The sequence below is a fragment of the Paenibacillus sp. FSL P4-0081 genome (genome assembly GCF_000758565.1).
GTDB lineage: Bacteria > Bacillota > Bacilli > Paenibacillales > Paenibacillaceae > Paenibacillus_AQ > Paenibacillus_AQ phytohabitans.
This window is the reverse complement of the sequence record NZ_CP009280.1, coordinates 995,532-1,013,844: the sequence shown is the minus strand read 5'-3', so window position 1 is coordinate 1,013,844 and position 18,313 is coordinate 995,532. Positions and strand designations below refer to the sequence as shown.

Genomic DNA, 18,313 nt, shown 5'->3' with positions numbered 1-18,313 from the left:
GCGGGATCTTTTGCAGCCGGCAAAGCAATAAATCATAAATGTTGTACGTTTTGCAACTTTGATTCAATCATATTTGGGTGTTTGGGAGAATTGTTGTATGAAATACAAGAATTCTACCGCTAAGCCGCCTGCAAGAGGAGAAATGTTGCCTTTTGTACAACAATTTCTGATTACGGTCGATTTAATCAAGGAATTGTTGTATTTAGTGCAGGATTTCAAGTCAGTGTAACTGACTGCCGCCAAAAGGATCGCAGGAGGACTTCTACCAGTCCTCCCCCTCAACTAATCAGTCCTCGTTAAGCTGGGCCAGATGCCGGTACTGCCATTCACGCTCCTGCGTGACGGCGAGTTCCGCTCCGTCAGGGGCCGCCGCGGCATGAACAGCCTTGACGGCATAGGTTGCGGCATGCACTGCATGGGCGGCGACATGCGCAGTTGCCGCAGCATGTCCGGCTGCGCGGGCTGCAGCGCAAGCCTCTGCCGGACCGGCGTCACGTGCCGCTGAATGAGCGGCAAACGCTGCCTGGCGGGCTGCGGCCATCTTAAGCTCACCGCGCACCCAGGCCCGCGCGGCTTCAACCGCTTGCCGGGGCCGGTTGTCTTCCGGGCATGCTGCCTCCAGATAAGGCAGCACGCGCTCGGCGCAGTCGGCAGCCCAGAGCGCTAACACTTGATGATTACTTGTGCCTGCAAGCGCGGCGATGGACTTATCCAGTCCGCCCGCGGCCAGTTTCGCTCTCACTATATTCCTCCCTTGGAAGAAGGCCGGAATCTTCCTGAGATTCCGGCCCTTCGGTTAGTATTCATTTCTATCAGGCATTGTCAGGCGGAAGCTTGACCAGCACAGTATACTCCATACCTGGTTCCAGATCCTTAAGAATACCACCCTCCGCTAACTGGCCGTCCAGATAGACTTCTGTCGCCTTAACCCCCGCTTCACGCTGCATCTTGATATGCAGCCCGGCACCTCTGAAGTTACGCTTAACCGTAACCTCCGGCCAATCGGAAGGGAGCTGCGGCTTCACCTGCAGTCCTTCGCGCATGCCCTGGAGTCCAAACAGGCCATCTATCAGGCAGCGGTATACCCACGGAACGGTGCCAGTATTAAACAGATGGCTGGAGCGTCCGGCAGTCTTCGGGAATTGCTTGTAAGCACCGCGGTAATAGTTGGGGATGAAGACAGGCAGTTGGCCCCGTCTGATGATATCCCCGATGTCAGGTCCCGGGAGCATTTTGCGCAGCAGGCGGTACGCCTGATCCTGCTCTCCTACCGCATACAGGCCATAGATATAGAACGCTGCAGCATGATTATAGACTGCCCCGTTCTCGGCAGTGCCCGGATGCTTCTGCGTGACCCGGCCTACATCCTCCCGCATGGCGGTATAGGAGGGTGCCAGCTTTTCCACTCCGTAGGGTGTCTCCAGCTGCTCCGTGACCGACTTCATCAGCTTCTCCCGCTTCTCTTCATCGGCCGCACCGCTGAGCAGCGCCCAGCCTTGCGGATTAATGAAGATCCGCCCTTCCTTATCCTCACTAATTCCGAACACGACATTGTCATCGGTGATTCCCCGTGCGTACCACTCACCATCCCAGAAATACTGATTGACGACCGCATTCGTCTCATCCGCCGCAAGGCGGAATGCCTTGCCAGCCTCCAGCCGGCCGCTGTGATCACAGATATCCGCCCAGATCATGCAGGCATAAGCCGTAGCTATCGTCAGCCATCCGGATACTCCCTTGCCCCGGTAGCCTACCATATTCATCGGGTCACACCAGTCACCCTGATTGATATAGTTCAGACCCCGTTCATCCCGCTCATGAATCAGCCAGTGCATCGCCCGGTCAATATGCTCGAAGACTGATCCGGTTTCCTCACTCCCCGCATAAGGGACAACCTCTTCCAGAATGCTGTAATCATCCGTCTCATCCAGATAGGTACTGAGGCAAATGGGCAGCCAGACACAATGGTCCGTGTGCGGGACCTGATTAATATATTTCAGTTCAGCAGCCTCATGCAAAATAATGCCATCCGGCATGGCTCCGCTTACCGCCTGCTGGCTTAGAGCAGTCAGAAAAGCCTGCCTGGCTATCTGCGGCTTAATATAACTCATGCCCATATTATCCTGCAGATAATTACGGGTCTGGGGGTCTGTCGTCAGGCGGTTCGTCTGCCCGTGATAGTACATCTGCCGGGGCAGCCAGTGGTTGACCAGATTATCAAGATCCGCATCCGGAGTCGTGATCTCAATGCAGCCTCTGCCTTCGCGGATGTATTCCGCATATTCACGTTCTGCAAGCTCGAATCCGTCTTCGCCGTCGGCATCAGCATTCTGGAACATCCGCTGGCGGATATCAGCGATCTCCTGCTCTGTCTGAGCCGGACCGAAGATGAACCGGTATTCGCGCTCTTCACTTGGCTCGAGGCCGAGCCGATATTGCAGAACTGCAACCGGCGATTCGTAACGGGATTCTCCCCGGGATAGCAGACTGCTTCTCAGCGCTGACGGCGAGCTGATCCCGCCTTCCCCTTCGAATGCTTCCTGGTTCACCTCCCAGGATGCCGGAGCGTGATCAGCCAGCAGGAAGGTCTTGTCCTTCAGGTGTTTGATTCTGTCGTATTCCTGATATTTCTGGTAAGGAGTAACGGCTGTAGCGACGATTCCCTGCAAAGCTTCCTTATACTCGCCGGACTGGTTCATCCATGACATGTAGCCGATGGTGAAGTAGGGATAGATACTTATTTTCCGTGGAGCAGAAGACAGATTGGTTACCTTCACCCGCCACAGCTCCATCGGCTCATCCTTGGGCAGGCTCAGCGTCATCTCGATGGCGATACCGCTCTTCTCTATTTTCCACACAATATTATGTTTGCCTACTGCAAAGGTATAGTGATCAGGGGGCATACGTACGGGTTCATACGGGGCAGAGAATAGCTCACCGCTCTCCTCATCCTTCACATAGACAAACCGGCCGGGATGGTGGGCATAATAGGGCTGCTCCGGCTGCATGAAGGTCTTGGCTTCCAGATTCGGGGCATAGGAGTACTTGGCAGGCTCGGGCTGCATGAACTGGGCTACCGCATACCCGCGGCAATTCATATGAATCATCATCTGCTCATTCCATAGAAATCCTGAAGCCTTGGGCAGAATTGTCGGGCTCGACAACTCATAATACTCGTTATCTTCAGATGCTCTTATCATTCTCATGCCTCTCTTCCAGGTTTATAATGCGCTGATGTACCTTCTCTATGTTCAAGAATACGCTCTCATAGGTTACACGGCAAGTCTATGAGATTAGATTCATTTTCATCATTTGGGTTTGTATAGTAGAATTAGCCCAAGTGTCCAAGTATAAATGAGAGGTGTACCCGATGAAGGAACAATACCTGGCAAGACTTGAATTGTTCGCTGAAAATGCACAGAGAATCAAGAAAGAATTCTCCTGGCAAAATGTTCAGGTGAACCGCCTGGCGGCATTGCTCTACACCGTGGAGAACAAAACAGCCGATCCTGAAGCGATCCGTGCGCACCATGCGCTGATCAAGGAGAACACCCGGATGTTCTCTTCCTTCCGCGGGACTTCCGCCATCAGTATTGCCACCCTGCTCTCTCTTTCTGCTAAACCGGAGCAGCAGCTTGCCGAAACGTTAGCCGTGTATGAGCTGATGAAGGATGTCAAATTCAGGGCTTCTGACTATCTCGTTATTGCCGCCTATCAGATTGCTGCCCACACTACATCCGAGCAATATATCCAGGTGATCGAACGCACGAAGGCATTCTTCGATGGTATGAGAGCGAAGCACCCTTTCCTGACTGGACAGGATGACTATATCTTCGCTGCCATGCTCGGAATTTCCAATATCGGAATCGAGCACGGAGTAGAGCGCCTGGAACAGCTCTATGTAGCTCTGAAGCCTGAGTTTTTCTCCGGCAACAGCGTTCAGGCTCTGACACAGGTAATGCTGCTTGGGGAGGAAGATGGCGGATCTGTAGAACGGGTGCTCAGCCTGCGTGAGGCCTTCCGTGCACAGGACATCCGGATGGACAAGGAATATACCCTTCCTTCGCTTGGCATCCTGTCGCTGCTCCCTTATGAACAGAAAGAGCTGGTAAGCGATGTCTCGGAGACGTATGAGTTACTGCGCACCCGGAAGGGCTTCGGAAATTGGTCGATTAACAAGCAGGAGCTGCTCCTGCTGTCTGCTGCACTGGTGTCCTATACGTATGTAGACGACGTGAAAAGCGGCATTATCACTTCCGCGTTATCTACCAGCCTTACCAACATCATCATTGCCCAGCAGACGGCAATTGCGGTTGCAGCCGCATCTGCTGCGGCAGCCTCGTCTGCTTCGAATTAGATTTATAGGCCTGCCGTGTGTGGCAGAGACCGGTTATGTGATGGAATTCTTGCATCAAATACAACATTTTCTTCGAAAAATCGGCCGTAAACCAGAATTGTTGCACAAAATGAAACATTTCTTCAGTTTCAGGCAGTATGACGGGAAAATTCTTGTATTATGTACAACAATACTCTCAAACACACGGGTAACTATGAGCCAAAGTCAGTTGCATTACGTACAACATTAGGCCGATACAGTGTTTACCTAAAAGTCTCAATTCTGCCGGGATGTATTCCGGCGACATTTCTATAAAAGTGGTTCCAGAAAAAGAGCCCGTCCCCAGTTTATTGGAGACAGGCTCTTTATTATCATCTAAGCTTCCCCCGCCTCCTCCGGACGCTCACGCTTGCCAATGCCGAAGGCATAATAGCCGGCAACAACAATGGCCAGGAACGAAGCCCCCACAATCAGCGACAGGTGTGTGTCCGGGTTGAACCACATGCCGACGATCACGAGCGACAGGAAGATAATGATAATGTAGTTGCTTATCGGGAACAGGCGCGACTTGAACGGATGATCTGCCATTTCGCCCTTCCACTTGTCCCGGAACCGGAACTGGCTGAAGGCCAGAGCGAACCAAGGAATCATTCCCGGAAGCACACTGGCGCTGTAAATATAGAGAAACAGCTTGGAATCCGGCATAAGGTAGTTGAACAGCACCCCGACCAGCAGCAGGGAGATGGTTGTAATAATACTGTTTCTGGGCACCCCGCTTGCCGAGACCTTCCCGAAGAACTTCGGAGCCTGCCCGTTCTGGGCTAAGGTGTACAGCATTCTGCCCGCACTGTAGATTCCGCTGTTGCAGCCCGACATGGCCGCTGTCAGCACGACAAAGTTGATGATGCCCGCAGCGCCGACAATTCCCACCTTGGCAAAGGTCATCACGAATGGACTGCCGATTCCGCCAATTTCGTTCCATGGATAGATTGTTACAATGATGAAGATTGCCCCCACATAGAAAATCAGGATACGCCAGATGATATTTTTGATCGCTTTTCGTAGCGTTTGCTTAGGATCCTCGGCTTCCCCTGCGGTAATGCCCACCAGCTCAATCCCCTGATAGGCGGCCGTGACAATACAGAGCGCAAACAGGAAGCCCTTCAGTCCTCCCGCAAAAAAGCCTCCATGGCTGTACAGGTTCGACAAGCCGAGCGGCTGTCCGCCGTTCCCCAGACCAAAGAAGATTACTCCCGTTCCAATCACCAGCATCACGACAATGGCGACCACCTTGATCATCGCGAACCAGAATTCAAACTCCCCGTACAATTTCACAGCTGCCAGATTGGCTGCCGCAATAATACCTACACCAATCAGAGCCGGAATCCACTGCGGTATGTCCGGGAACCAATATCCCACGTAAATCCCGATTGCCGTAACCTCCGCCATGCCTACAGTCACCCAGAGGAACCAATAGCTCCAGGCAGTGAGAAATCCGGCCAGCGGACTGATGTATTTGTGGGCAAAGGTGGCGAAGGAGCCGGTGACCGGTTCGAGCACCAGCATCTCCCCCATAATCCGCATCACAAAAAACATGATTATTCCCGCCAAAAGATAGGCCAGCAGCACCGACGGCCCCGCCCATTTAATCGTACTTGCAGAGCCCATGAACAACCCTACACCAATCGTACCGCCGAGTGCGATCAGCTCGATATGGCGCGGCTTAAGCCCTCTTGTTAACTGTTTCGTTTCCAAAAAAATGCTCCCCCTCATATATGTTCCTTGCCTATGTAGAACGCAAAACTATCATAGTATGTCAGAATCATTGTAAGCTGTGACATACATTAACGCAATGCAGAATTACTCCACCAAAAGTTCGGTCGATTGTAACAAGAAAATTAGCTGTAAACCTATACATTTTGTTTCATAGTGTTATAATCACTTTGATTTATTCACACGAAATAAGAAAAACAGAAGCAGGTGATCAGATGTTTGAACTTAAATGGCTGTGGCAAAACCTGGAGGGCAACCGGGCACGGTATATCGTGGCACTTTGTCTCTCGGTAGTGGGCTCAAGTCTAACGATTGTGAACCCTTACCTCAGCCAGCGTATCGTCGATACGTTTATAGCCGGCGACCATGCAGGGCAGAATCTTGCTACAGAGAGGGGTCTGCTCATCGCGCTCTGCCTGGGCATGATTGGCTTTTCCCTGCTCCGTACAGGTCTGGCTTATCTAACGACCATGCAGTACGAAATATCCTCCCAGAATATGATGTACAACATCCGCATTTATTTGTACAACAAGATTCAGGGGCAGGACCGGGAGTATTATGACCGCAACCGTACCGGTGATCTTATGACCAAGATGACAGGCGATCTGGATATGGTCCGGCATTCGATGGCGTGGATTTTCAAGACGATCATTGAATCGCTGACGATTTTTCTGGCGGCCGTTATTTATTTCCTTACGATCGATGTCCAGCTGACGCTGTGGATGCTGATCCTGTCGCCACCGATTTTTGTCGTGGCCTTTATCTTCGCCAAACGTGTCCGTCCCATGTACATTGATCTGCGCGAGCGGCTGTCCCAGCTTAACACGACGACCCAGGAGAACATTTCAGGCAACCGTGTAGTCAAAGCTTTCGCCCGTGAAGAGTTTGAGATTGCCAAATTCACGGAGAAGAACGTCAACTACTCTGTGGCGAACAAGAAGGCGGCCCTCGTCTGGCTCGATTACTTTCCTTATCTGGAGTCCTTCGCCCAAGCCTTCAACGTCATCCTGATGCTGGCCGGTGGTTACTTCCTGATGCACGGCCGGATCACCTTTGGTGAATTCGCAGCCTTCTCTTCGCTTATCTGGGCGGTATCCAACCCTATGCGCAATATCGGGATTATTATCAATGATATCCAGCGCTTTTTTGCCAGCTTATCCAAAATCGTTGATATCTATTATGCCCGCCCCGCTATTGTGAACGAGCACAATGTCACAGAGAGCCGCCGCTATGAGGGCCGGATTGAGTTCGAGCATGTCCGGTTCAAATATGACAGCGCTACCGTGCTGGATGATCTGAGCTTCACGATTGAACCCGGCGAAACGATCGCCATTATGGGCGCAACAGGCTCAGGCAAGACATCGCTGATCAACCTGATCCCCCGGTTCTACGATGTGGCCGGAGGCCGCGTGCTGGTAGACGGCAGAGATGTCCGTGAGCTTGAGCTTGATGAACTGCGCGGGAATATCGGGATGGCTACGCAGGACGTCCTCCTGTTCTCCGATACGATCGACGGCAACATCGCTTATGGCGACCCTGAGCTTACGGAAGAAGAAGCGCAGGCCTATGCCGGCCTCGCAGCAGCCCATGACTTCATCGTCAAAATGCCGGAAGGCTATGACACGGTAGTCGGCGAACGCGGTGTCGGCTTGTCCGGGGGACAGAAGCAGCGTATTGCGCTTGCCCGCGCGCTGGCAGTCCGCCGTCCAATCCTGATCCTGGATGATACGACGTCTGCGGTCGATCTGGAGACGGAGGAGCATATTCAGCGGAGTCTGCGTGAGCTGGAGTATCCCTGCACGAAGATTATCATTGCACAGCGGGTATCCACTACCGCCCAGGCAGACCGCATCCTGATCTTAGAGGGCGGCCGTCTGATTGAGGAAGGCACCCACGCCGAGCTGCTGGCCAAGCGGGGGTATTACTACGATGTATTCATGCTGCAGAACGAGGGCATTGGAAGGCAGGTGACCGAGAGTGGCCAGGAATAAATTCGATGTCGATGAGAATCTGGAATCGCCGTTTAATATTAAGCATTTCCGGCGGGCTATGGTCTATATCAGACGCAAGAAGAAACCGATGATTCTCGCATTCGTGCTTAGCGCACTGTCAGCGGCTATCGCCCTATCCGCCCCGCTGATTATGCAGCATGTGGTAGACGTAACCATTCCCGCCAAAGATATGGGCGCGCTGGTCGGCTGGTCCGCGCTGATGCTGGCGACCATTGTGGTCAGCGTAATTCTGGCTACTATCCGCTCACGGATTATGACCAGTGTCGGGCAGGATATTATCTTCGATATCCGTACCGATCTGTTCAAGCATCTGCAGGATTTGCCGTTCAAATATTACGATGACCGGCCGCAGGGCAAGATCCTGATCCGGGTTGTAAACTACGTTAATGCGGTATCCGACGTATTGTCGAACGGAATTATTAACTTTATCCTGGAAATCGTGAATCTGATTTTCATCGCTGCCTTCATGTTCGCCGTTGATGTCCGGCTCTCCTTCGTCATCCTTGCCGGATTGCCTGTATTCCTCGGTGTCATGCTGCTCATCAAAACCCGGCAGCGCCGGGCATGGCAGGCGGTATCGAACAAAAGCTCCAATCTGAACGCCTATCTGCAGGAAAGTATCAGCGGTATCGGTGTAACCCAGATGTTCTCCCGGGAACAGCGCAATGAGGGCGTCTTTACGCGCCTGGCCGGTAATTTCCGCACGGAATGGATGCGGGCGCTGCGTTACAACACGCTTATTCCGTTTACTGTCGATAACTTGTCTACCATGGTTACGGCAATGATTTTCCTGGTCGGCCTGCTGACTCTGAACCCGCAGAGCATGACGCTTGGTGTCATTCTCGCGATGAGCAGTTATGCCGCCCGCTTCTGGCAGCCGATTCTGAATCTATCCCAGCTGTACAATAACTTCATCAATGCGGTAGCCTATCTAGAGCGTATCTTCGAAACGCTGGATGAGCCGGTTACCGTCAGCGATATTCCCGGGGCGAAGGAGCTGCCGCCCGTTCAGGGCCGGGTTACCTTCGACGATGTAACCTTCGCCTACGATCCGGGGCTGAACATCCTGGAGAACATCTCCTTCGATGTCGCAGCCGGAGAGAGCATCGCCCTGGTCGGTCCGACCGGTGCAGGTAAAACTACGGTCGTCAATCTGATCTCGCGCTTCTATAACCTTACCGGCGGCAGAATCCTGATCGACGGGCAGGATATTGCCGGGATCACGCTGAAATCGCTGCGCAGCCAGATGGGGATTATGCTGCAGGACAGCTTCATCTTCTCGGGAACGATTCTGGATAATATCCGCTACGGCAGACCGGATGCCACCGAGCAAGAGGTCATCGCCGCTGCGAAGGCTGTCTGCGCCGATGATTTCATCCGTGAATTTGACCAGGGCTACCTGACGGAGGTTAATGAGCGCGGCTCCAAGCTGTCCCAGGGACAGCGGCAGCTCATCTCGTTCGCCAGAACCCTGCTGGCCAATCCGCGCATTCTCATTCTGGATGAAGCCACTTCTTCCATTGACGCGCAGACCGAGCGTCTGCTCCAGAAGGGTCTGAATGAGCTGCTTAAGGGACGTACCTCGTTCATCATCGCGCACCGGCTGTCCACCGTGAAGAACTGCGACCGCATCATGTATGTCTCGAATAAGGGCATTGCGGAAAGCGGCTCGCATGATGAGCTGATCGCCCGCCGCGGCCTCTACCACCGGCTCTATACGGCGCAGAAGATGGAAGCATAAGCCTCCCCCGCAAATTTAGTTCTTAACGCATCAAAAAGCTCAAGCCTATTAACGGGCCTGAGCTTTTTTTTCTTATTTTCACACCTGAATATAATCTTCCCTAAGCATACTGTATATCTCCAGATCGACAATTCCTTTGCCTGACCACAAGGCGGCTTGCCGCAGCATCCCCTCCTTGATGAAGCCGGTCTTCAGGAGCACCTTCTTGGACGGTTCATTCATCAGCATGACTTCGGCCTGAATTCTGTTCACCTGAACCTCCCTGAAGATATAATCCAGCAGGATTTCAACAGCCTTAGAGGCAATGCCTTGCCCCCAATGGGCTTCCGCCAGGAAGTAGCCGATCGTCACCATATTCACCTTCTGATTGAAATCACAGGCTTCAATAATTCCGAGCAGACGACCCTCCTCACCACTGGCAAAGATGCCCCACTTGATCCTTGATCTTTTGGCGTAGTCCCGTTCAAAATGTCCTATCATATTGCTGACTGTAGCCTTGTTATGCTTCGGGATGATCCCGCAATATTCAAAAACTCTATCGTTGCTGTAAATATCAAACAGCTCGTCCAGATGAGTCTCCTCAATTCTGTTCAATACAAGTTCATCTGATCTTAGTACAGGAAACCGTTCAAATACAACATCCAAATTCATTCCCGCCACTCCATTCTCCGAAACTTATACGCGCTGCTTAATGGGGATATACAAATCAACCTTACACTTGCCTTCCTGATCCTTCATGGGATCATTCAGACAGAATTCGAGGCAGGGCCTGTCGTCCGCTTCATATCCGCTGCGGGGCAACCATACACTGAACATGCTGTCATACGCGAGAACCAATTTGTCCACCGTATCGTAGTATGAATACACTGCATACATGCCGCCGGATACTGTCTTGAATTCCACCTGCAGCCGGTGCGTCTCCCGATCAAACCCTTCCGGAAGGGTGACACAGGCATCATACCGGCACGCAGACTCCTCTACGAGATCCCCGTCATCCAACGATATTCCGATAAACTGCTGATTCCCTCCATGAATACCCCGCTGGTATGCCCAGCGGCTTAGCTTGTCCCATGCGCTATACGTATCCAGGTAACTTCCAATATGCCTGATATAAGCAACTTCAACCTCAGGGATCTGCCTGATTTCTACCATACTATCCCAAGCCCTCCTTAACAGCGGATTACTTCTTGCTCTATTGTAATCTGCCAGGGAAGCTGATTCTGCCTGCATATTGCTGAGGGATGATGCGAAATTGCTATTTCTCCGGCTGCTGTTCCTGATACTGCCCGGTGTACAGCCATAATACCGTTTGAAATGGGCATTAAAGACCGATACCGATTCGAAACCGCTTTGACCTGCAACCTCCAGAATAGTCTTATTCGTTTCGGTCAGCAGCACCAGTGAGTGCTGTATACGCTTCCTGTTTACAAAGGCCATGGGAGTCACACCGACCATAGCTGTGAATATTCTGCTGAAATGATATTTGGAGAAATGGGAGATCTCCGCCAGCGTATCGAGCTTAAGCGGCTGACTGCTGTGTTCCTCTATGTAGGCAATGACCTTATCGATCCGCTCTCTATAATCAAGATTCATCGCTGAATTCCCCGCTTCATTCATGATACAATGCATTACAAATATTAGCAGATGAGGTGATAAATAATGGTTACAAATTTGTATTTGGTAAGGCATGCGCACTCGGCTTATTCTGCCGATGAATTAAACAGACCTTTATCTGAACGCGGACAAGCAGATGCGCGGAAGGTCAGCGGACTGCTCATCCAAGAGAATATTCATGTCCTGATCTCCAGTCCCTATAAACGGGCAATACAGACCATTGAAGGACTGGCCGGCCCCCTGGGCCTTGAACCTGTAATCGAAGAGGATTTCAGAGAACGATTATTGTCCGGCGGACCCGTCAGTGACTTCGGCCAGGCCGTTGCGAAGGTATGGGAGAATCCCTCTTTTGCCTGGGAAGGCGGAGAATCTAACCTGATTGCCCAGGACAGGGGAGTTCAGGCACTCCACAAAGTATTGCAGCAATACCAAGGCAGTAACGCCGTCATCGGGACTCACGGTAACATTATGGTCTTAATCATGAATGCGCTGGATAAGCGTTATGATTACGGCTTCTGGAAGCAGCTGGATATGCCGGATATCTATAAGCTAAGCTTCAATGGAGACACACTTACCGGCGTGCAGCGGATTTGGAACAGGACCTGACTCTGGTTAAACTGGACAGACTGCTGTCACAGCTCTATGGTATAACCAATGTAAAGGAGTGAGCGCTATGGCAAGCTATGAATATTCGTCCAAACAGGAGCTGATGGAAACGATCCATACCCTCTACCTGCTCTTGGACGCCGAGTATGACGGTATTGACGATAAGTATAAGGATACGCGAATTCCTGAAGTGGATAAAACCCCCGCCGAGATCATCGCCTATCAGCTGGGATGGCTGGAGCTGGTGAGGAGCTGGGATCAGAAAGAGCTGGAAGGACAGGCCTTCCTAATGCCCGCCCAGGATTATAAGTGGAATGAGCTGGGCGGATTATATCAGTCCTTTTACAGCACATATTCTGAGTATTCACTGACTGAACTGCGCAGCCTATTCCGGCAATCAGAGCAGCAGTGGCTGGACTGGGTCAGCACATTAACGGAAGAAGAGCTGTTCATCCAGGGCTCACGTAAATGGACCGGAACCAAGGACAACTGGCCCATGGCCCGGTGGATTCACATCAACTCAGCAGCTCCGTTCAAATCCTTCCGGGGGAAGATCAGAAAGTGGAAAAAGCATTTCCCCGCCACGCTGGCATAACCTCCACTACCCGGCCGGCTCATTGCTGGCTATTGCTCTCTATTGCTGGCTGCTGCCCGTTCCCCTATCCGTCCCCTGACTGCCGCCTCTGCGCGTGCCTCCCTGATCCATCCCCCGGCCGCCGCCATTGAAATTCGTGCCGCCGTTCATGCCGGGGAACCCGCCCGACCTGGAGTTGAAATCGTCACTTGAGATCTTCTGGGCAGTAATTGCCTCACAAGAGGTGAGCACCAGCGAACAGCTAAGCACAGCAATGAGTAAGGTGATGCGAAATTTCTTAGTCTGCATCTTTAGCCGCATGTTGAGCCGCATGCCCAAGCCCCCTTTTCGTGGTCAGAAGTTCATAGACATCTTTAAAGCCCATATAGGATAAAACAATCAGCAGCGGATATACCGGATAAATATACCGGGCCTTGATCTCCCAGAGCAGATAGAAGCCGATGAAGCCCAGAATCACCAGCACCAAAGAGGTTTCCGCATACCGCTTAGCCCGAATACTACTGATCAGCCGGAAGAGAATAAAGCCATACATCAGTAAATTCTGCATATACACCACCCATTGCAGCCCGCTCCGGTAATTCGAATCTCCCTTAAGCAGCTCTGATGCAGAGGTGGAATAGATATAGCGGTCCATCACAAAGCCGTTTCGTCCCCCGCCGCCGATAGAGGTTCCATCATTCCCGATGCCGTACCGTTCAAACTGATACGTTCCTTCGGTCCAGATCCATACGAGCTTTTTATAATACATTCCGGCAAGCTCCCCTAGAGTAGCCTCAGAGAGCTTATTGCTGATGGACGCTTTGAACAGCTCCACACTCTCCGCTTTATTGTATCCGGCATCCTGCTGATAGATATTATAGCTCTCCCGGTTATCCCAGAAGCCGAGCGTCTCCAGATTGATCCCCATATTCAGCCACATATAGACCGGCGCAGCATTGCTGGACGGCGATTCGTCCACGATACCTGTGGCCTGGAGCGCAGCGTTCTGCGTCCAGCCCGGAATGTTAAATATCAGCAGTGTTATGGCTATGGAGGCGATGGCTTTTTTCAGCCCAAGATGACGCAGGTTAACTAGCAGGCAGATGAGCACGGCAATCAGAAAGATCATGCCGGTACTCCGGAAATAGTTGCCGATGGCCAGCAGGATGGCCGCGAACACGATATCCTTCATGGATCTTCTGCGGATGAACGTAACGGCAAAGTACAAAGCGCTGGTCAGCAGAGCGGTTGCAATCACATCATTATAGATAAAGTTGCTCATAAACAAGGATGGAATATAGGTCGCGGCAATTACCAGGACACCATAGTCATTCGATCGGGACTTGGTATTCAGCTCTTTGTAGAGCAGGTAGATCATTAGCGTGGTGACCAGCGAGAACAGGATATTGAAGCTTTTGATGACCAGATAATTGTCCGGGAACAGGAACAGCAGCGTCTTCAGGTACAGAACGATTGAGAAATTGAATGGGAACATATACAGATATCCGCCCTGCTGGAAGGATGAATAATCCTTGTTGTACAGCATATCCCACGCCAGCGACAGCACCGTTTGCGAATCGTCCGTCGGCATGCGGGTGAACAGGAAGATGATCACGAGTTGAATGGCGGCAGATAATAACAGGACCGCAGGGATGACTATTTGCCTGCTATATTTATTAAGCTTCAGACAGAGCCTGTACAGCACATAGCTCAGTCCCAGAACGGCTGCGATCAGCAGGATAAAGAGCAAGAGATTCTGTTTCTCCAGCACTGTTGTATCACCATAGATTGCATAGTTATATTTCGCCCTGATAAAGAAGGAGGAAGCAATAAACAGCCCTATGAAAAAGGCAAGCAGGACGTATAAAATTCGCTGGATTCCTTTTACCATGTTAACCTCCTCTACGGCAGCGTCCGTTCTCCATCCGCACATGCCTTGATTTATAGAAGTAGTATAAACACCGAACCTGAATAACAGATGAAGATGGGGTTAAGGTGAATTTCAGGTGCGCCAATATACATGGATAAAGCTGGATAGCACGCTCCCCCGCCCAGCAGCAGAGTAAATCCCACAATTTCACCCTCAGAAAATAATAATGTTGTACGTATTACAACTTCGAGTCGTAGATAACCGGGTGTTTGGGAGAATTGTTGTACAAAATACAAGAATCCCCCCGCTGAACTGCCAGTAGGAGGAGAAATGTTGCATTCTGTACAACAATTTTGAAAATCGGCCAATTTATTGAGGAAAATGTTGTATTTGGTGCAGGATTATATATTACTAACCCTTCAGGTTGCCTCCTGGATCTGTTTTTCTTTCACGATTTATGATGTTAAAATATGTATAATAAAACAATTCTCTTACCAGGAGATGACCCCGATGCCAATTACCCCCACCCTGCACTTTAACGGGCAATGTGAAGAGGCGATCGCTTTATACACGCAGGCTTTTGACTTAAGAACAAACTATATCCTGCACTACTCTGACGCAGACAAACGGGACTGGGATATCCCTTTCACCAGCGAACAGCTCAGCTATGTATATCATTCAGAGGCTTATATTGGTGAGCAGCGCCTGATGCTGGCAGATGAGCTTGAACTGCAATCTGCCGGAAGCCGCTCATTCTTTCTCACGGTTACTTTTGAAGCTGAGGCTCAGGTAAAGCTGGCTTACGAGGTTCTAACGAGGGAGGGGAGTATCCTTCAGCCCTTACGCAGCACAACCTATAGTTCCTGCATGGCTTCCGTCATAGACAAATTTGAATTTCGCTGGGGGCTTATGACGGAGCAGGCATAGCCGTGCACCCTAACGACAATAATCAGCAATAACTGATCAGGAAAGTGCAATATTTTCCAAATATGTTGTGCTACTATGACAGCATTAATAGAGAATGGATGCTGACTATTAGGAATACACATAGAAATCCCCTCCAAGCCCTCTCCAGCCACCGCATCCTAAGATGCTGCTGCCGGAAAGTCTGCCTGAAGGGGATCTGCCGTGCTTGAATCTATTTACTTAAGCGAGTTAATCATTAATACCCTAACAGACTCTTTGTCTTCGCAAAAATGTCATTGGCCATCTCCGTATACCGCGTGCTGCCATTCGCTTCAACCTGAGCCGTATACTGGTCCCAGTTGTCCAGCTTTTCCTGGCCGGTCACGAACTTGAGCGTCATGGTCTTGACGTAATCCATCAGCGGCGTCGAGATCAGCTTCATCTGCTCATTCTCTTCAGGAGTAGCCATGATCGGCGGTGCCAGCTTGCGGGTATCCCGTGTCGACTGGACGCGGCTCACGAAGTCTTTCTCCCCATCGGTCATCTTGGACAGCTTCAGCTTCTCAGAGCCGCCGTAGGCAAACATCCCGCCGGCGAAGCCGTAATCCACATTCAGCTGCTTAGCAGCACCTTCATTGATTCCGTTATAATAGATATCCGGATTCAGCACTACATTTCCGTCTGCATCCAGTGTATACGTCTCCCCTTCTACGCCCCATAAGCTGAGCATCTGACCCTCATTAGAGTACCAGAACCAGTCGACGAAACGGAGCATCTTAATGAACTCTTCTTCGCCCAGGTCATCCAGCGCATTCTGGCTGATCATGATTCCGTTCTCCAGACGGGAGGTTTCAACCTGCAGCTTCCCTTTCGGGCCGCCCGGCTGGGTGATCATGTAGAGCTCGCTATCCGGAACCTGCATCTTGCTCTTGAAATCGGCCATAACCTGATAGATTCCGCTGATCACGTAGGTGTCACCCTTGAAGAACTTGGCTTGTGCCGCATCATCTTCCTGAGTGAAGGATTCAGGGTCCATAATGCCTTCATTGACTAACTTGTTGAAGTAACCCAGATAGTCCTTGAAGTCATCGGAGGCATCGGCAAAAACAAACTGCTGCTTATCCTGGTCAAAGACCAGACCGTTGGATAATCCCCAGCCGGCAGTAACGCCATATTGAACCGCAGCAATGTTCAGTGCGGAATCTCCCTTGAACTGGTCAGAGATGACATAATTGCTGCCTGTGAAGTCCTTGACCTTCTTCATCGCTTCATAGAAGTCTTCGTAGGTCCAGTTGCCCTGCTGGCCTTCAACATCCACTCCCGCAGCCTCAAACACATCCTTGCGGATAATGTAGGAATAACCGCCGCCGGCAATCTCCCACATGCCTGGAAGCACGTAATATTTGCCGTCCTCCTTGAGCTTAGCCTTCAGGTCCTCCTCCATTCCCCAATCCTTCACGGCCTTCATATAGTTCGGCATGTACTGCACCCAGTCACTGACAGGTACAATCTGGCCTGTGGCCACGAAAGCGGATTCATCATAAGTCTTGGGAATAATATAAGGAGCATCTCCGCTGTTCACGAGCAGGGATTTCTGGTTCTCATATTCGGTTCTTGCCGTAATGGCCAGATCGAAGTTTACATTCGTTTTCTCCTGGATCGCACTCCACAGCCGCCAGTCTTTATTATATGGATAATTCTCATGGTCGCTGTACATCATGGAGTAGGTTACCGGTTCATTCGAGTGGAAGGTCTGATCTGCGCCAAAGGTATAATCTTCCGCCCCGGCTGTTGCAGGGGCATTCGTACCCGCAGCATTCGGTGCTGTGGAATTACTGGTGCCCGAAGCCTCTTTATTTCCGGATGAACAAGCTGTCATAGACAACATCAACGCCAGCGATGCCATTGCAAGTGGTTTACTGAATCTCATTGTTTGCCTCCCTTTTTGTGTATAGAGCTATATATAACAGAGAGGGCCATAACCCCCTCCGGTTATACCGTTTATCCTTTGACCGCGCCGATCATCATGCCCTGTACGAAATACTTCTGCACGAAAGGATACACGCAGATGATAGGCAGTGAGGTTAACACCATGGCCGTTGATTTGATGCTAGCCGCAATCTGGCTCGTCTGATCGGAGGATGCCCCGATTTCGGTCGGACTGACCGCGTTGTCGATGATTTGCTTCAGATATAGGGCGACCGGCCATTTCTCTTTCGACTGCAGATAGAGTGACGGTCCGAACCAGTTGTTCCACATGCCGACCATCACGAACAGCATAATGGTTACCAGAATGGGCTTCGATAACGGCAGAATGATTTTGGTGAAAATCCCGAATACCCCCAGACCGTCAACTCTTCCCGCTTCTTCTAATTCATAAGGCAGGCTGGCAAAAAACGTCTTCATCAGGATGACATTGAAGGCGCTGATCGCCCCCGGAATGACAATCGCCCAGATCGTATCCCGCATCTCTAAAGTTTTGGCCACCAGAATATAGTTCGGGATGAGCCCGCCTCCGAAATACATCGTGAATAGTACGAATGGAATGAAGAATTTGTTGAGCCTCAGCTTCTCTTTGGACAGCGGATAGGATATCACTGCCGTTGCGGCCACCGCGATTAAAGTGCCTGTTACGGAATATACAATGGTGTTCCAGTAGTAATGGAAGAAATCCGGCTTGCTCAAGATCACCTCATACGTTTTGGTCGTGAATTCTACCGGGAATAAGGTCACCTTGCCTGCATAGATAGCGGCTTCCGAACTGAAGGACTGGGCTACGAGATAGACGAATGGATATAAGGTGAAGATGACAATCAGAATCATAAATATACTGTTCAAAATGTTAAACAAGTTAAAGGTTGAGGTTCGCTTCACGGGTTCG

General features: G+C 51.0%; 16 protein-coding genes. 7 read left to right on the top strand and 9 right to left on the bottom strand.

Annotated elements, in window-relative coordinates; genetic code table 11:
- Positions 1 to 97 precede the first annotated feature (97 nt).
- The gene (locus tag P40081_RS39715; RefSeq protein WP_269323229.1) at positions 98 to 229 is read left to right on the top strand and encodes a hypothetical protein; all 132 of its coding nucleotides are present in this window, start codon (positions 98 to 100) and stop codon (positions 227 to 229) included.
- Between the two features lie 57 nt (positions 230 to 286).
- Here the strand turns inward: P40081_RS39715 and P40081_RS04395 are convergent, their stop codons facing one another.
- Together P40081_RS04395 and P40081_RS04390 are read right to left on the bottom strand one after the other, a co-directional pair.
- On the bottom strand, positions 287 to 742 hold the full coding sequence (locus P40081_RS04395; protein ID WP_231575283.1) for a putative immunity protein: 456 nt from the start codon (positions 740 to 742) through the stop codon (positions 287 to 289).
- 70 nt (positions 743 to 812) lie between these two features.
- Positions 813 to 3,200, bottom strand: a complete 2,388-nt coding sequence (locus tag P40081_RS04390) for a GH36-type glycosyl hydrolase domain-containing protein (protein WP_042133623.1) — start codon at positions 3,198 to 3,200, stop codon at positions 813 to 815.
- Between the two features lie 170 nt (positions 3,201 to 3,370).
- Here P40081_RS04390 and P40081_RS04385 point away from each other — a divergent pair, with 170 nt between their 5' ends.
- Positions 3,371 to 4,357 carry a DUF4003 family protein gene (locus tag P40081_RS04385; RefSeq protein ID WP_042133621.1) on the top strand — a complete coding sequence of 329 codons (987 nt, stop codon included), beginning with the start codon at positions 3,371 to 3,373 and terminating at the stop codon, positions 4,355 to 4,357.
- Positions 4,358 to 4,711: 354 nt separating this feature from the next.
- On the opposite strand, the gene P40081_RS04380 is transcribed toward P40081_RS04385, so the two are convergent.
- Positions 4,712 to 6,091 (bottom strand): amino acid permease, encoded by a 1,380-nt coding sequence (locus P40081_RS04380; protein ID WP_042133619.1) that lies wholly within the window; start codon positions 6,089 to 6,091, stop codon positions 4,712 to 4,714.
- A gap of 233 nt (positions 6,092 to 6,324) precedes the next feature.
- On the opposite strand from P40081_RS04380, the gene P40081_RS04375 reads away from it, so the two are divergent.
- Positions 6,325 to 8,100 (top strand): ABC transporter ATP-binding protein, encoded by a 1,776-nt coding sequence (locus tag P40081_RS04375; RefSeq protein ID WP_042133617.1) that lies wholly within the window; start codon positions 6,325 to 6,327, stop codon positions 8,098 to 8,100.
- On the top strand, positions 8,087 to 9,862 hold the full coding sequence (locus tag P40081_RS04370) for an ABC transporter ATP-binding protein (RefSeq protein WP_042133615.1): 1,776 nt from the start codon (positions 8,087 to 8,089) through the stop codon (positions 9,860 to 9,862). The genes P40081_RS04375 and P40081_RS04370 overlap by 14 nt, the downstream gene beginning before the upstream one ends.
- Before the next feature lie 78 nt (positions 9,863 to 9,940).
- On the opposite strand, the gene P40081_RS04365 is transcribed toward P40081_RS04370, so the two are convergent.
- Together P40081_RS04365 and P40081_RS04360 are read right to left on the bottom strand one after the other, a co-directional pair.
- Positions 9,941 to 10,513 (bottom strand): GNAT family N-acetyltransferase, encoded by a 573-nt coding sequence (locus tag P40081_RS04365; RefSeq protein WP_042133613.1) that lies wholly within the window; start codon positions 10,511 to 10,513, stop codon positions 9,941 to 9,943.
- A 24-nt stretch (positions 10,514 to 10,537) separates the two neighbouring features.
- Positions 10,538 to 11,455: an AraC family transcriptional regulator gene (locus P40081_RS04360; protein WP_042133611.1), complete on the bottom strand. Its 918-nt coding sequence runs from the start codon at positions 11,453 to 11,455 to the stop codon at positions 10,538 to 10,540.
- Between the two features lie 66 nt (positions 11,456 to 11,521).
- Between P40081_RS04360 and P40081_RS04355 the strand changes: the two genes are divergently transcribed.
- Together P40081_RS04355 and P40081_RS04350 are read left to right on the top strand one after the other, a co-directional pair.
- Positions 11,522 to 12,082: a histidine phosphatase family protein gene (locus tag P40081_RS04355; RefSeq protein WP_042133609.1), complete on the top strand. Its 561-nt coding sequence runs from the start codon at positions 11,522 to 11,524 to the stop codon at positions 12,080 to 12,082.
- A 67-nt stretch (positions 12,083 to 12,149) separates the two neighbouring features.
- Positions 12,150 to 12,677, top strand: coding sequence for a ClbS/DfsB family four-helix bundle protein (locus tag P40081_RS04350; protein ID WP_042133608.1), 528 nt, complete (start codon positions 12,150 to 12,152; stop codon positions 12,675 to 12,677).
- Positions 12,678 to 12,716: 39 nt separating this feature from the next.
- Here P40081_RS04350 and P40081_RS04345 read toward each other — a convergent pair whose 3' ends face one another.
- Both P40081_RS04345 and P40081_RS04340 read right to left on the bottom strand, forming a co-directional pair.
- Entirely contained in the window at positions 12,717 to 12,989 is a 273-nt protein-coding gene (locus tag P40081_RS04345; protein WP_042133606.1) for a hypothetical protein, read from the bottom strand.
- On the bottom strand, positions 12,955 to 14,547 hold the full coding sequence (locus P40081_RS04340; RefSeq protein ID WP_042133604.1) for a glycosyltransferase family 39 protein: 1,593 nt from the start codon (positions 14,545 to 14,547) through the stop codon (positions 12,955 to 12,957). Before P40081_RS04340 ends, P40081_RS04345 begins: the two co-directional genes overlap by 35 nt.
- Before the next feature lie 489 nt (positions 14,548 to 15,036).
- Here P40081_RS04340 and P40081_RS04335 point away from each other — a divergent pair, with 489 nt between their 5' ends.
- A complete protein-coding gene (locus P40081_RS04335) occupies positions 15,037 to 15,453 on the top strand; it encodes a VOC family protein (protein WP_042133602.1) in 417 nt (138 codons plus the stop codon).
- Between the two features lie 235 nt (positions 15,454 to 15,688).
- Here the strand turns inward: P40081_RS04335 and P40081_RS04330 are convergent, their stop codons facing one another.
- Both P40081_RS04330 and P40081_RS04325 read right to left on the bottom strand, forming a co-directional pair.
- Positions 15,689 to 17,362, bottom strand: a complete 1,674-nt coding sequence (locus P40081_RS04330) for an ABC transporter substrate-binding protein (protein WP_042133600.1) — start codon at positions 17,360 to 17,362, stop codon at positions 15,689 to 15,691.
- Between the two features lie 71 nt (positions 17,363 to 17,433).
- The gene (locus P40081_RS04325; RefSeq protein WP_042133598.1) at positions 17,434 to 18,306 is read right to left on the bottom strand and encodes a carbohydrate ABC transporter permease; all 873 of its coding nucleotides are present in this window, start codon (positions 18,304 to 18,306) and stop codon (positions 17,434 to 17,436) included.
- Positions 18,307 to 18,313: the final 7 nt, after the last annotated feature.

Excerpts from the sequence above, each read along its gene's own strand:
- P40081_RS04345 (WP_042133606.1), bottom strand. The coding sequence starts at position 12,989 with ATGCGGCTCAACATGCGGCTAAAGATGCAGACTAAGAAATTTCGCATC.
- P40081_RS04340 (WP_042133604.1), bottom strand. The coding sequence starts at position 14,547 with ATGGTAAAAGGAATCCAGCGAATTTTATACGTCCTGCTTGCCTTTTTC.
- P40081_RS04365 (WP_042133613.1), bottom strand. The coding sequence starts at position 10,513 with ATGAATTTGGATGTTGTATTTGAACGGTTTCCTGTACTAAGATCAGAT.
- P40081_RS39715 (WP_269323229.1), top strand. The coding sequence starts at position 98 with ATGAAATACAAGAATTCTACCGCTAAGCCGCCTGCAAGAGGAGAAATG.
- P40081_RS04355 (WP_042133609.1), top strand. The coding sequence starts at position 11,522 with ATGGTTACAAATTTGTATTTGGTAAGGCATGCGCACTCGGCTTATTCT.
- P40081_RS04360 (WP_042133611.1), bottom strand. The coding sequence starts at position 11,455 with ATGAATCTTGATTATAGAGAGCGGATCGATAAGGTCATTGCCTACATA.
- P40081_RS04385 (WP_042133621.1), top strand. The coding sequence starts at position 3,371 with ATGAAGGAACAATACCTGGCAAGACTTGAATTGTTCGCTGAAAATGCA.
- P40081_RS04350 (WP_042133608.1), top strand. The coding sequence starts at position 12,150 with ATGGCAAGCTATGAATATTCGTCCAAACAGGAGCTGATGGAAACGATC.
- P40081_RS04375 (WP_042133617.1), top strand. The coding sequence starts at position 6,325 with ATGTTTGAACTTAAATGGCTGTGGCAAAACCTGGAGGGCAACCGGGCA.
- P40081_RS04390 (WP_042133623.1), bottom strand. The coding sequence starts at position 3,200 with ATGATAAGAGCATCTGAAGATAACGAGTATTATGAGTTGTCGAGCCCG.
- P40081_RS04335 (WP_042133602.1), top strand. The coding sequence starts at position 15,037 with ATGCCAATTACCCCCACCCTGCACTTTAACGGGCAATGTGAAGAGGCG.
- P40081_RS04330 (WP_042133600.1), bottom strand. The coding sequence starts at position 17,362 with ATGAGATTCAGTAAACCACTTGCAATGGCATCGCTGGCGTTGATGTTG.